At 32.4% G+C, this 13,926-nt stretch carries 15 protein-coding genes; 7 read left to right on the top strand and 8 right to left on the bottom strand.

The window, feature by feature from the left end; all coding sequences use genetic code 11:
- Window positions 1–278: 278 nt before the first annotated feature.
- From BUE10_RS19685 to BUE10_RS19665, 5 genes are all read right to left on the bottom strand, one after another.
- On the bottom strand, window positions 279–1,103 hold the full coding sequence (locus BUE10_RS19685; RefSeq protein ID WP_073487931.1) for a Cof-type HAD-IIB family hydrolase: 825 nt from the start codon (window positions 1,101–1,103) through the stop codon (window positions 279–281).
- A gap of 137 nt (window positions 1,104–1,240) precedes the next feature.
- Window positions 1,241–1,603 (bottom strand): DUF1801 domain-containing protein, encoded by a 363-nt coding sequence (locus tag BUE10_RS19680; RefSeq protein ID WP_073487928.1) that lies wholly within the window; start codon window positions 1,601–1,603, stop codon window positions 1,241–1,243.
- Window positions 1,600–2,085 carry a hypothetical protein gene (locus tag BUE10_RS19675; RefSeq protein WP_073487926.1) on the bottom strand — a complete coding sequence of 162 codons (486 nt, stop codon included), beginning with the start codon at window positions 2,083–2,085 and terminating at the stop codon, window positions 1,600–1,602. The genes BUE10_RS19680 and BUE10_RS19675 overlap by 4 nt, the downstream gene beginning before the upstream one ends.
- A gap of 7 nt (window positions 2,086–2,092) precedes the next feature.
- Complete coding sequence (locus BUE10_RS19670) at window positions 2,093–2,485, bottom strand: c-type cytochrome (RefSeq protein WP_073487923.1); 393 nt, start codon at window positions 2,483–2,485, stop codon at window positions 2,093–2,095.
- A 127-nt stretch (window positions 2,486–2,612) separates the two neighbouring features.
- Window positions 2,613–3,563, bottom strand: a complete 951-nt coding sequence (locus tag BUE10_RS19665) for a PhoH family protein (RefSeq protein ID WP_073487920.1) — start codon at window positions 3,561–3,563, stop codon at window positions 2,613–2,615.
- Window positions 3,564–3,745: 182 nt separating this feature from the next.
- Here BUE10_RS19665 and BUE10_RS19660 point away from each other — a divergent pair, with 182 nt between their 5' ends.
- The 6 genes from BUE10_RS19660 (at window position 3,746) to dnaN (ending at window position 9,362) form a co-directional block, all read left to right on the top strand.
- Window positions 3,746–4,573 (top strand): SAM hydrolase/SAM-dependent halogenase family protein, encoded by an 828-nt coding sequence (locus BUE10_RS19660; RefSeq protein WP_073487917.1) that lies wholly within the window; start codon window positions 3,746–3,748, stop codon window positions 4,571–4,573.
- Between the two features lie 42 nt (window positions 4,574–4,615).
- On the top strand, window positions 4,616–5,134 hold the full coding sequence (locus tag BUE10_RS19655; protein ID WP_073487914.1) for a hypothetical protein: 519 nt from the start codon (window positions 4,616–4,618) through the stop codon (window positions 5,132–5,134).
- 138 nt (window positions 5,135–5,272) lie between these two features.
- Window positions 5,273–5,569, top strand: a complete 297-nt coding sequence (locus BUE10_RS19650; protein WP_073487911.1) for a putative quinol monooxygenase — start codon at window positions 5,273–5,275, stop codon at window positions 5,567–5,569.
- 157 nt (window positions 5,570–5,726) lie between these two features.
- Entirely contained in the window at window positions 5,727–6,452 is a 726-nt protein-coding gene (gldF, locus tag BUE10_RS19645; RefSeq protein ID WP_073487908.1) for a gliding motility-associated ABC transporter permease subunit GldF, read from the top strand.
- Entirely contained in the window at window positions 6,452–8,137 is a 1,686-nt protein-coding gene (gene gldG, locus BUE10_RS19640; RefSeq protein ID WP_073487905.1) for a gliding motility-associated ABC transporter substrate-binding protein GldG, read from the top strand. Before gldF ends, gldG begins: the two co-directional genes overlap by 1 nt.
- Window positions 8,138–8,243: 106 nt before the next feature.
- On the top strand, window positions 8,244–9,362 hold the full coding sequence (gene dnaN / locus BUE10_RS19635) for a DNA polymerase III subunit beta (RefSeq protein WP_053472764.1): 1,119 nt from the start codon (window positions 8,244–8,246) through the stop codon (window positions 9,360–9,362).
- Window positions 9,363–9,777: 415 nt separating this feature from the next.
- On the opposite strand, the gene BUE10_RS19630 is transcribed toward dnaN, so the two are convergent.
- Complete coding sequence (locus BUE10_RS19630) at window positions 9,778–10,431, bottom strand: hypothetical protein (RefSeq protein WP_073487902.1); 654 nt, start codon at window positions 10,429–10,431, stop codon at window positions 9,778–9,780.
- Between the two features lie 412 nt (window positions 10,432–10,843).
- On the opposite strand from BUE10_RS19630, the gene BUE10_RS19625 reads away from it, so the two are divergent.
- Window positions 10,844–11,473 (top strand): DsbA family oxidoreductase, encoded by a 630-nt coding sequence (locus BUE10_RS19625; RefSeq protein ID WP_073487899.1) that lies wholly within the window; start codon window positions 10,844–10,846, stop codon window positions 11,471–11,473.
- Window positions 11,474–11,537: 64 nt separating this feature from the next.
- Here the strand turns inward: BUE10_RS19625 and BUE10_RS19620 are convergent, their stop codons facing one another.
- Together BUE10_RS19620 and BUE10_RS19615 are read right to left on the bottom strand one after the other, a co-directional pair.
- Window positions 11,538–12,437, bottom strand: a complete 900-nt coding sequence (locus BUE10_RS19620; RefSeq protein WP_073487897.1) for an ROK family protein — start codon at window positions 12,435–12,437, stop codon at window positions 11,538–11,540.
- Between the two features lie 10 nt (window positions 12,438–12,447).
- Window positions 12,448–13,923 (bottom strand): glycoside hydrolase family 125 protein, encoded by a 1,476-nt coding sequence (locus BUE10_RS19615; protein ID WP_073487895.1) that lies wholly within the window; start codon window positions 13,921–13,923, stop codon window positions 12,448–12,450.
- Window positions 13,924–13,926: the final 3 nt, after the last annotated feature.

Below are 13,926 nucleotides of genomic sequence, written 5' to 3'. Positions count from 1 at the left end.
TGAATGCAAATTTAAAATTATTTCACAGAGTTACATCATCAAAGAAAAAGATAAATAAGAAATGTTATTAATTGGGTTTGGTTTGCCACGAATTACACGAATTTTTACGAATTGTTTGTTGAAGTAATTGAGCTGATTAACCAGCTAAAAATTTGTACTAATTTGTATTTGTTTTGCCACGAATTACACAAATTTTCACGAATTGTTTGTTGAAACAATCGAACTAATTTTGCTGCTAAAAATTTGTGGAAATTCGTGTAATTCGTGGCAAAAAAACTCTAGACTAGTTCTTTATCTAATATTTTTGAAGCGATATATTTTGCTACGCCATCTTCGGCATTTGTTTTAATAACTTCTAAGTCAGGCAAAGTTTCTTTTAATAATGCGGGTGCGTTTCCCATGATTAAACCTTTTCCAGATGCTGATAACATTTGAACATCATTAAAACCGTCCCCAAATGAAACTGCTTCGGCTAAAGTGAAACCTTCTTTTTCTAAAACTTGTTCAATCGCAACGGCTTTATCTATTGATTTATCCATAAATTCCAAACAAGTTGGTAAACTGAAAGCATGGTGTAAATGTTCTGAAGAATTGGCTAAAACGTCATCTTTTAGTTTTACTAATTTTTCATGGTTATCGCATGAAAAGAATATTTTGATGGCTCCAAAATCTTCCAGTGTTTTATAATCTACTAATTCCGGACGATAATTTAATTCTGACTGATAAGCATTTAGTTTTTCGCTTATTCTGTTGGTCTGCCAAACATTTTCTTTAAACAAAACTACTGTGATTTCGGGATCGATTTCAACATTTAAAGCTGCTTTTACAACATCACTATCTAAGTTAAATGCAAAAAGTTCTTCTTTGTTTGGCGAATGAATTCTCGCTCCGTTTGAACTCACTAAATAAACGGGAACTTCAAGCGTTTCAACAATAGCGATTGCATCAAGATGATGGCGGCCCGTTGCAACAACTAAAAGATAACCTTGATTGTGAAGTTCCTGAAAAATGGATTTGGTATAATCTGAAATTTTGTGTTGAGTGTTGAGTAAAGTTCCGTCTAAATCACTTACTACAACTTTTATATTTTTAAGTTTTGTCATATCAATATCAAATATTTATGATGTGCAAATTTACGGCTTTACGCTCAGCTGAGCAAAGATTACAAGCCTTGAAAGCCAAAAATGGGGCAAGTTTATTATTTATTTAACTATTCCGTTAAATACTGCATTTTAAACAATTAAACTTTAATAATTCCAGATTTGTATAAGTTTATCGCTTTCTGAATAACCAATTCTATTTGTTCTAAAGGCAAATCTTCCTCAGAATTAAACATCATAATTTTCATTCTCGAACGTTTTTCCTGAATCAAAAAAGACTCTTCAAAATGTTTTCCTTCCACAATTCCAATATAAGGTTGTTTCAGCTTTTTGTGAATCCATAAATAACCGAACATTTTTCCTTTATAGCAGAAAAATGGCATTCCGTATTTTAAAACATGTGTAATGTCTTTGTCTTGTTTTAAGATAATATCTTTTAATGCCAGAAATGTTCCTTTTATGGGTTCTTCTTGGTTTAAGTAGAAATCATCTAGTTGTTTCATTTTCTAATCTTTTGAGTTTTAGCAAAAATAATTTTCAAAGTATCGGGACAATTCGAACTTGGCTTTAATTTATAAACTAAGGAATCATTTTTAATATAAAATCTTTCTTTAGCAAAAATTAAAAAATATGTATCTCCTTTAGGATTACAATTTGGTATCGTTAGTATATCTTTCTTTTTGCTAGTTTCAAATGGTATACAATTAACAAACGGAGACATTTTATAACAAGTATCGCTTTTTGTATTATTTAGTTCTATTGAATCTCCAACCATTTTCCATTTCCCTTTAGAAATTACGCGCCATTGACAACCTGCACTTTGATAATCAAAAGAACTGTCTTTGTTAATTTTCAAGATCGTTTTACTTGGAATTATATATTCTGTATCATACCAAACACCAACAAATTTATTGGGCGGAGTTTCTGATTTTTTGCAAGAAATAAAACAAAGAAATGATACGAAACTTAATACTTGAATTTTCATTTAATTTTTACTTATTTAAATAATATAGAATTGCCTTAACTTCACTATCATTAAACTTAAAACTATGAGAATAACTATTGTTGTTAGACCATTCTTTAATTGCTAAAGCGTTTTTATTTCCATGTTTTAATAAACTATCTTGTTTTGTTATATAATCAATAAAAAATCTGTTACCATATTTTTTGTCTCTAACAGCACTTGCCAGAAAATTATCCTTTGCATCCTTTCCTGCGTGACAGCTTACACAATTATTCTCATAATATTTTTTTCCAATATTTTCTAATAGCATCTCTTTTCTCTGCATAGCAATTTCTTCAAAGAATTTATTTCCTTCTGCTTCTTTCTTTTTGCACGAAATAAAAAAAACTAATATTATAAAACTGAAAATTCTAGCTGTCATTTATTTATATTACTTAAAAAAAATATTCGTTTTACTCATCCCTAAAAAGAAAATGAATAAAACGAATATTAATAAATGTTAAAACACATTTTACGATTTACATTTAACATTTCACTAAAAATAAAACTTAGTCGTGGTTTTCTATTTGCTTATAAGCGTCGATTACCTTTTTTACTAATCTGTGGCGTACGATATCTTTATCATCAAGATAAATAATTCCGATGCCGTCTATATCTTTAAGAACCAAAATAGCTTCTTTAAGACCCGAAATAGTTCTGCGTGGTAAATCGACCTGACCAGGATCTCCCGTAATCATAAACTTGGCGTTTTTTCCCATACGGGTCAAAAACATCTTCATTTGTGAGTGCGTTGTATTCTGCGCTTCATCCAGAATTACAAAGGCGTTATCAAGTGTTCGCCCGCGCATAAATGCCAAAGGCGCAATCTGAATAATTCCTTTCAAAATGTAATCTTCGAGTTTTTCGTTTGGTAACATATCTCTCAAAGCATCATAAAGAGGCTGCATGTAAGGATCTAGTTTTTCTTTCATATCGCCGGGTAAAAAACCAAGATTTTCTCCTGCTTCTACCGCCGGACGCGTTAATATGATCCTTTTTACTTCTTTGTCTTTAAGCGCTTTAACAGCCATTGCAACACCCGTGTAAGTTTTTCCGGTTCCAGCTGGTCCAATTGCAAATACCATATCATTTTTTTTAATGGTATCGACCAACAGCTGCTGGTTGGGTGTCATGGCTTTAATTATCTTACCGCCAACTCCGTGAACTAATATTTTATCATGATCGTATGCTTTTTTTTCATCCTGACCATCACTCATTATTACACGTTCAATTACATTATCATCAATGTTGTTGTATCTGGTAAAATGAAGCATAAGCCTCTGAAATCTCTTTTCGAATTCATCTAAAACATCTTTTTCGCCAAAGGCTTTCAAAGTTGTCCCTCGCGCTACGATTTTAAGCTTTGGGTAGTACTTTTTAATTATTTCAAGATGAGAATCCTGCGCGCCCCAAAAGTCTTTTGGAGCGATGTCTATAAGCTCGATAATTCTTTCGTTCAAATGAGATAAATTTAAATTAAAAATAAATTTGTTTTGAAAATCTATTGTTGTCGGGTATGTTCATATCTTTAAGTGCAATTTGTTTTTTCTACTTTCAATTTGCATTTAGTATTATTAGATTTGCATTTCTCAAATTTAATGAAAATTAGATTTAAATACTATCAATAGTTATAAACAAAATGATGTCAATAATTACCCTCACTACTGATTACGGCTTAAAAGATCACTTTGTGGGTTCGCTGAAGGGTAAAATCATTTCTGAACTTCCAGAGGCAAAAATTATTGATATTTCGCATGACATTGATCCATTTAACACTGCCGAAGCAAGTTACATTATTGGAGCCTCTTATTTGAGTTTTCCAAAAGGTACCGTACACTTAATTGGAGTCGATATTGAACGCAATAAAGAGAACCAGCATATCGCTATGCAATGGAACGATCATTTCTTTATTTGTGCCGATAACGGAATTTTAAGCATGCTTACGCAGAAGATTGTGCCGCAAAAAATTGTCGAAATCAATATTCATGATCGTTTCCCAATTGAATTCAGTGATTTGGATATTTTTATTCAGGTTGCCTGCCATATTGCAAAAGGCGGTTTACTGAATGTTATTGGCAAAGAAATTCCTGCTGTTAAAGAAGTAACTGAATTACAAGCTGTAATTGCAGCCGATGGAAATTCATTAAAAGGTTACGTTATTTATATTGATCATTTTGGAAACGTTGTTACTAATATTTCAAAACAACAATTTTTAGAGGTAGCTAAAGGTCGTCCGTATGAAATTGTGATGAAGCCAAAAAGTATTAAAACCATTCTGCCTAATTATTCTGCTATTGCAACTTCAGACAAATATCCTATTAAAACGTACGAAGGTGAAAAACTGGCCATTTTTAATGAAGCTGGTTTTCTTGAAATTGCTATTTTTAGAAGTAATCCTTCTAAAGTGGGTTCTGCGAATAGTTTGTTGGGATTAAATTATCGTGATGTGATTACTATCAAATTTTCATAGAAAATTTAAATTATTAATTCCATATTAAAGAAAGGCCTTCAGATGGAAAAAATTAAAGATATAGATCGAGGAAATCTTTTGACATTTACAAATACAGATAATAAATACAACATTATTCTCTGTACAAGTACCAATAAAACTGTAAGTCCTCATAGTTACACTTTTTCTCTTTTAGATTATAATGATATCCAAAAACCGACTATAGAAACAGTTAAGAATCTAGATTTTTTTGGAGTAGGAAATATGACCAAAACCAATCTTTATAACTATTCAGATCAAGATCTCATCAATATGTGGGAATATCATCCTGAAATAAAGCCATGTCTGTTAGGGACATATGCACTTATTATATGGAGAAAAGATTTTATGAAATTTCGTGATAATCTCGAATTCATTGGCAATCTTGACATCCTTATTAATCTTGACAAAAATGGAAACGGTGGTGTTAATGCCAGCAGTTGGGACTTTTTACAGAAGTTTTTTAATGGTGAAATCATTACTGCAATGAATGAAAGAAATCAGGAAAAATTTAAATTAAAAGCAGTTATAAAGTCTAGCTAGCCACATAGAACTTATTTTTACACAACAATTATAATTTTTATAAAAACAACAATCAATTTTGGTATTTTTGCGCACCCGTAAGACTTTTAGGTTTCGAACAAATCTAAAATCAACAATCTAAAATCTAAAATTGAATACATGTTCGTAAGAATAGTAAAAATGAGTTTTCACGAAGAAAAAATTCGTGATTTTCTGGAGAATTTTGAATCGGTAAAAGATAAAATACGAAATGCAGACGGAAATCGTTTTTTAGAATTGTATCAGGATAAAAATGACAAATGTATTTTCTTTACCTATAGTTATTGGGAAACCGAACAAGATTTAGAAAATTACAGACAATCTGAATTATTTAATACAGTTTGGGATTTTACAAAAAAACTATTCAATGCAAAACCAGAAGCGTGGAGCGTTGATAAATTGGTTTCTTTAGTTTAAAAGTTTCAGGTTTCAAGTTAATTGAACAGCCTAAAATTTTACCGCAAAGAACGCAAAGATTATATTTAAAAGGTTTTAGTAAAGCATAAAGTTCGCAAAGTAAAGCAACTTGAAACCTGAAACATGAAACCTGAAACAATAAAAACAAAAAACACAAATGAAATCAATCATTTTACGAGAAATAAAATCCTTTTTTGGCTCTCCTATTGGCTATTTGGTCATTGCGATTTTCTTAATCAGCAACGGACTGTTTTTATGGGTATTTAAATCAGACTACAATATATTAGATACCGGTTATGCCGATTTAACTCCGTTTTTCACTTTAACACCGTGGATTTTAATTTTCCTGATTCCGGCTGTTACCATGAGAAGTTTCTCTGATGAAAAAAAACAAGGAACTCTTGAATTGCTTTTAACCAAACCATTATCGATTTGGGAAATTGTAAACGGGAAATTTTTAGGTTCATTCTTTCTAATCATTTTAGCGATTATTCCAACTTTTATTTATGTAAAAGTAATTTCGAGTTTAGGTCTGCCAGAAGGAAATATTGATATGGGAAGCACAATTGGTTCTTATTTCGGATTGTTGTTTTTAATTGCTTCTTATTCTGCAATTGGCATTTTCACTTCTACTCTATCAGAAAATCAAATTGTTGCATTTATTATTGCCGTGTTTTTATGCTTTTTATTTTATTTTGGGTTTGAAGGTTTAGCTTCATTAGTTCCAGGACAATCGAATATTATTTCGGCATTTGGAATGCAGGATCATTTTAAAAGTATGAGCCGAGGCGTTATTGATACACGCGATGTGATTTACTTTTTAAGCATCAGCGTTTTGTTTTTATCTTTTACCGTTTATCAATTAAAATCTTTTAAAGCGTAATGAAAGCATCTAATAAATTAAATTTAAAGACATTAGGCATTACAATTTTTATTTTAATTGTTTTAAATGTTCTCGGAAGCTTATTTTTTCATCGTTTTGATTTAACGAAAGACAAACGATATACTTTATCACCAACTTCTTTACAAATTGTAAAACAGGTTAAAAATCCGCTGTCGATTAAGATTTATATGCAAGGTGAACTTCCTGCAGATTTCAGACGTTTACAACTGGAAACTAAACAATTACTGGAAGAATTTCAGGCTTACAACAGCAATATTGTTTTTGAATTCGTTAACCCAATGGAAGACGGAGAAGACAATATGGAAGTTGTAAAATCTCTTTATCAAAAAGGACTTACGCCAATAAACATAACCGTTGACGATAAAGGCAAACAATCTCAGGAAATGGTTTTTCCTTGGGCTGTTGCAGTTTACAATAATAAAGAAGTTAATATTCCTTTGTTGAAAAACATTATGGGAGCTTCGACTACGCAAAAAGTAATTGGATCGATTCAGCATTTAGAATATTCAATTGCCGATGCAATCAATAAAATTACCAAAGACAGACAAAAGAAAGTTGCGATTATAAAAGGAAATGGCGAATTGTCTGAAATTCATATTGGTAAATTACTAAGACAAATTAAGGAAAGTTATTATATCGGACCTTTTACTTTAGATTCTGTTGCCAAAAATCCAAACGGAACTTTAAATGCCTTGGAAAAATATGATTTAGCGATAATCTCAAAACCAACTGAAAAATTCTCAGACGAAGAAAAACAAGTTCTGGATCAATTTATCATGAACGGCGGTAAAACTTTATGGCTGGTTGATCAGGTTGCGGCAGATATGGACAGTTTATACAATCAGGCTGGTGCTACTTTGGCTTATCCGAGAGATTTGAATTTAAACGATATGTTCTTCAAATACGGATTCAGAATTAATCCTGATTTGGTTAAAGACGAAAACGGAAGCCCAATAAAACTGGCAACTGGAGAACAAGGAAGCGCAACACAATATCAGGATTTTATCTGGAAATTTGCACCGTTGGTTCAGCCATCAAGCCAGCACCCGATTGTAAAGAATTTAGGTGGAATTAAATTTGATTTTGCCAGTCCGATTGATACTTTGAAAAACGGAATTAAAAAGACCGTTTTATTACAATCATCACAATATTCTAAAACAATTGGAACACCATCAGAAATTAATCTGAATATTGTAACAGAGAAAACTACACCGGCAGATTATGCTAATAAAGGAAATATAAATCTTTCTGTTTTACTAGAAGGAAGTTTCCATTCGGCATTTGAGAATCGAGTTTTACCTTTTAAAGAAAGTTCATTTCAGGCAAAAGGAAAACCAACCAAAATGATCGTTGTTGCTGATGGAGATATTGCCAGAAATCAACTGGATAAAAACATGATGCCTGTAGAATTGGGCTATGACCAAAGAACCGGAAACCTTTATGACAATAAAGATTTTATGATGAATTGTGTCAATTATCTTCTTGATGATACAGGACTTATTAACATTAGAAGCAAAGATGTTGAACTGCCTTTATTGGATAAAGAAAAAGTTTACGAAAATTATACGACAACGCAATTCATAACTATCGGGCTTCCAATCCTTATTTTATTGGTTTTCGGATTAGTATTTACCTTTCTCCGAAAAAAGAAATACAGTCGATAGATGTTAATAAAAAAATTGCGAAACTAAGAATGTTTACGATATATTTGTAATCCGTATGCCCAGCGCCTAAATGCTCGGCATTACCTCAAAAAATAAAACAAAAGAGATGAAATTTATAGTATCGAGTTCGTACTTATTAAAACAATTACAAGTTTTAGGTAGTGTAATTAACAGTAACAATACGTTGCCTATTTTAGACAACTTTTTATTTGAACTAAACAATAGTGAGTTGACTGTTTCGGCTTCAGATCTTGAAACGACAATGTCGGCTACATTATCAATCGATTCTAAAAGTAAAGGAAGCGTTGCTGTACCGGCAAAACTTTTACTTGAAATTTTAAAAACATTTCCAGAGCAGCCTTTAACTTTTACTGTTGCAGACAACAATACAGTTGAAATTAGTTCTAACTCAGGTAAATATGCATTAGCATACGCAGCCGGAGAAGAATTTCCTAAGTCTGTAAATCTTGAAGATCCGTCTGTAACTTTAGTTCCTGCTGATGTTTTGGCAACTGCTGTAAGTAAAACGATCTTCGCTGCCGGAAACGATGATTTACGTCCGGTAATGTCTGGAGTATTTTTTCAGTTTTCTCCAGAAGGTTTAACTTTTGTTGCTACAGATGCTCATAAATTAGTAAAATACGCTCGTGCAGATGTAAAAGCGTCTCAGGTTGCTGATTTTATTATGCCAAAGAAACCTTTAAATATCTTAAAAAGTATTTTAGGAAGTTCTGATGCTGAAGTAAAAATTGAATATAACGATTCAAATGCGACTTTCTCATTTGACAATTATATCTTAATGTGTCGTTTAATCGACGGAAAATACCCTAATTACGAAGCGGTAATTCCAAAAGAAAATCCAAACAAATTATTAATTGATCGTTCTTTATTTTTAAGCTCTGTTCGTCGTGTTGCGATTTTCTCAAACAAAACTACACACCAAATTCGTTTAAAAATTGCAGGAGCTGAATTAAATGTTTCTGCTGAAGATATCGATTACTCAAACAAAGCAGAAGAAAGATTGACTTGTGATTATCAAGGTGATGATTTACAAATTGGTTTTAACTCCCGTTTCTTAATCGAAATGCTGACAAACCTTCAATCTGATGTGATTATGTTAGAGATGTCATTACCAAATAGAGCCGGAATTTTAACGCCTGCAGACGGTTTAGAAGAAGGTGAAACGGTAACAATGTTGGTAATGCCGGTAATGTTAAATAGTTAACATCAAAACTTCTTTTTGTTACAGGGATTTTTTTAAATTTGAAATTAAAGACATATCATTGTAAAAAAAAATATCGCTATTAACCAACCATTTTTTATACCTAGAAACCGCAATTCTTTAAAAGAGTTGCGGTTTTTTATTTTTGATGGTTTTTGTTTCAAGTTTTAGGTTTCATGTTTCAGGTTCGTTGTGAAATTTAACGCAAAGCACGCTAAGTTTTTTTTGATATAGACTGTATTTACAATGCGCTAAGTTCGCAAAGCTTTGTGTTGATATAGCTTTGCGAACTTAGCGGTTTTATAAAAACCTAACTTAAAAAAATCTTAGCGTGCTTTGCGTTAAAAATCAGCACAAAGTTTAATCGCATTTCAACCTGAAACCTGAAACTTTAAACCTGAAACAATTCACCAGCCTTTTAATCTTTCTTCTTGAAACCAAAATAATAGTTCAATCCAAATCCTAAAGTGCGGCTGTCGTATCTTGTATTGGTACTTTCTACTTCACCTATCGCTTTTCCCATATTCACACCAGTATAATATAGATTGATCGCCAAAGAATCATAATTTTTATCTGAAAGAATAATATCTATACCAAGTCCAATACCTACAGATTGCTGCCATTCTGTAACAATATCCTTTTTGGTTTTCGATTGAGATGGATTATTCTGGTTGATTGTGGTATAATTCTGCTGAGCTTCGATTCTTGATATATTATACGTAGGAAGAATTTGAAGAAGAACATCTCCAGCACTATATTCGCCACAAGAAAGACATATTTTAGGCGTAAATCCAAAATTTAAAGCTTTTGCATTTACTTTTGCAACACTTGTGATGTTTCCAACAGCATCTGTTTTATTATAATCTTCGAGAGTTCCATAATAATAAGTTACCCCAAACTCAGGTTTTAAGAACTTGTATACTTTAGCTTCTAAACCTAACCCACCCTGAATATAACTAGAACCTTGAAAATCAGTATGCCGATAAAACGATAAATCAATAAAACCTCTAATCTGGGCATTAGAATTGGCTGAAAGTAAGATCAATAAAAAATAGATAATGTTTTTCTTCATAATAAATTTTATAATTACATCTAAATCAACAAATTAGTTTTCCACTGACTTTTGTACTAAAAATACTTGTTTTTTACATATGAAAAGGATTTTTCTTTTATCATAAAAATAAACTTCAAAGCAGACAAATGCATCATTGCGTGGAACGAAGCAATTTCAACTGCAGTGCAAAACACTGCTACAAACTTTATGCAGTTTTTTAACGCAAAGCGCGCTAAGTTTTTTATAATAAGCTAGGTTTATAAAACCGTTAAGTTCGCAAAGCTTTGTGTTGATATAGCTTTGCGAACTTAGCGAATTCTGAATACAATCTATATCAAAAAATCTTAGCGTGCTTTGCGTTAAAAAATTCCACAAGCTATGCAACCTGAAACTTCAAACCTGAAACAAATTTTTCTTTAACTTTGCACTTATGAAAATAGAAATTTGGTCGGACATCATGTGTCCGTTTTGTTATATCGGAAAAAGACAGTTGGAAACGGCTTTGGCTGAATTTCCAAATAATGATTTTGAAATTGAATGGAAAAGCTTTCAGCTTGATCCAACTATTACGCCACAACCAGAAAAAGACGTTTACACGTATTTAGCGGAACGAAAAGGCATGTCTGTTGAACAATCAAGAGAAATGCATAAAGGTGTCGCAGAACGTGCTAAAAGTGCAGGCTTAGATTATAACTTTGATAAAGCGGTTATTTCAAATTCTTTAGAAGCGCATAGAATTATTCAATTGGCTAAAACTAAAAAATTAGGCGACGAGATGGAGGAAATCTTCTTTAAAGCTTATTTTACAGAAGGAAGAGACTTAAATGACGGTCCAACTTTAATTGAATTAGCTGAAAAAGCAGGATTAAACAAAGATGATGTTTTGGAAGTTCTGGAAAGCGAAAGTTTATATTTAAAAGAAGTTCAAAGCGATATTAAAGAAGCGCAGGAAATTGGCGTGCAGGGAGTTCCATTTTTTGTTTTTGATCGAAAATATGCAGTTTCGGGCGCTCAGCCTGTTGAAGCTTTTGTTCAGACAATTAAAGAAGGTTTAAAATAATTTAAATAGAAATAATAAAACAAAACGGATGAGTAATTGCTCATCCGTTTTGTTTTGTTTTAGTCTAATCGCGAAGAAAACTTACTGCTCCTAATAAAGCTGCAATTTCATTATCTGTAGAAATAGAAACCTGTGTTTCTAAACCTGATTCTTTTACAGTTTTATTAAATGTAGACAGAAACAAATCACTTGCATTGGCAATTTTACCGCCAATAATAATACGCTCTGCCGAGAAATTCTTTATCCACGGAATTACAACTTCGGCTAAATCTTTACCCATGGTTTCGAATACTTTCACAGCTTGCTGATCTCCACTAACAGCTAAATCATAAAGCTCTAAACCATTCTTGAGCGTAAAACCACTTAATGTTTTATAATGAGACAAAAGACCTCTCACAGAAACATAATCTTCGGCAATCCCTTCTTTATATTCAAGATTGTAAATTTCTCCATCTGTTGGCACCTGATTTCCTGTACTTATCGAAACTCCTTTATCAATAAAACAAGCTCCTAAACCTGTACCTAAAGTAACTGCCATTACCTTTTTAGAAAGATTTTCCTGTTGCTTAAAAACTTCTCCTTTTCCAAAACAAACAGCGTCATTTTCAAAAAGCACCGGAAAATCATTTGGAAAATTAAGACTTTCTAAAAGTAATTCTCTAACATTCAATCCGTAAAAATGTTCGTATTTAGATTGATCTTTAATCCAGCAGATCCCTTTTTCATAATCAAATGGGCCGGGCATGCAAACAGCAATTCCTGTAATATTTTCAACTTTTGAATTTTCAATTGCTGTATTAATGACTTTTTTCCAAATAGTTATTACTTGATTTACTGGTAAATTAGAGTCAAATGATTCTTTATATAATGAAAGTTCCATGACTTTCATTTCTGTTTTATTGATAACTGCTGCGGTAATATGTGTTCCTCCTATATCTAGCCCTATGGCATATGATGTGTTCATTTTTAATCGTTTAACTTTTAGTACTAGATATTTTTTCTTTTAAAATTTGAGGGTAATGAATACTCGTGTGCACAATCATTTCTCCAAATAATGTATTTGCCCATGCAAACCATTTACGGGTAAATTTGTTTACATCATCTTTATGAAAGGATTCGTGCATAAATCCGGTATCGGCATTTGTTTTAATCAAATTGCTGATGCAAGTTTTAATTTCATTTTCGTCTACACTTGTAATCGCTCTCAAAACAATACTCATTGGCCAAATGGTATCAACTCCGGTATGTGGGCCTCCAATTCCTTCTCCGGCTTTTCCTTTATAGAAAAACGGATTGTTTTCTGATAATACTACTTTACGTGTATTTAGATATAAAGGATCATTTGGAGCAATCGCACCTAAATAAGGTAATGACAATAATGAAGGAACATTGGCATCATCCATCATGTGGAAACTTCCGAATCCGTTTACTTCAAAAGCAATGATTTTTCCGAATTTTGGATGTTCAATGATTCCGTTTTCTTTTAAACCTTTTTGAACCTGATCTCTTAACTCAGTAGCTTTGGCGACTAAATCATTGTCTTTTAAAGCTGGTAAAGAGAAAATCTCGATTAAATAACCTAATATTTCAATCGCAAACATATTGCTTGGAATTAAATACCCAAACAAAGTACTGTCGTCACTTGGTCTAAAAGTAGAAACGATTAATCCACAAGGTTTTACAGGATAGCCATAACCGCCTAACGGAACTCCGTCTGTAGCCCAAGCCGTTTGACGCTGAAAACTATACGGGCCGCCTTTTCCATCCAGTCTTTGCTGCTCTTTAAAAGTCTGCAGAATCAAAAGCATCGCTTCTTTCCATTTTGCATCAAACAAACTAATGTCTCCGGTTTCTTTCCAATAGCCGTGCGCTAATCGAACGGGATAACACAAACTGTCAATTTCCCATTTTCTTTCGTGAATTCCGGGCTGCATTTTGGTAAGGTCATTTTTCCATTCGCTTTCTTTGGTAAAATCTTTATAAAAAGCATTTGCATAAGGATCAAGCAAAATACATTTCGCCTGACGATTGATTACTCCTTTTACTAATTCTGCCAGTTTTGGATCTTCTGTTACAAATGGAATATAAGGCCAAATCTGTGCTGTACTGTCACGCAGCCACATTGCATCAATATCTCCCGTAATTACATACGTATCGGGTTTTCCGTCGATGATTTCAAAATCGACTGTAGTGTCTAATGTATTTGGAAAACAGTTTTCAAATAACCATGCCAATTCTGGATTTGCTATTTGTTTTTTGATTCTCACAATTGCCGCTTCGACTGCTTTACTTGTAAATTTTCTTTCGGCAAGCGGAGGTCTTTTGCTAATGAAATCTTTTAAAGGAAACTGAAATGCATCTGAATTAAGTCCAAAAACATCGGTTTGAAGCGCTAATAATCCTGCGGAAAAAATTCCTGTATTTTTTATAAATTTTCTACGTGACTGCATAAA

This window comes from Flavobacterium sp. CF108, from assembly GCF_900129795.1.
Classification (GTDB): domain Bacteria; phylum Bacteroidota; class Bacteroidia; order Flavobacteriales; family Flavobacteriaceae; genus Flavobacterium.
The sequence above is the reverse complement of the archived record's forward strand: the minus strand, read 5'-3'. Positions and strand labels throughout refer to the sequence as shown.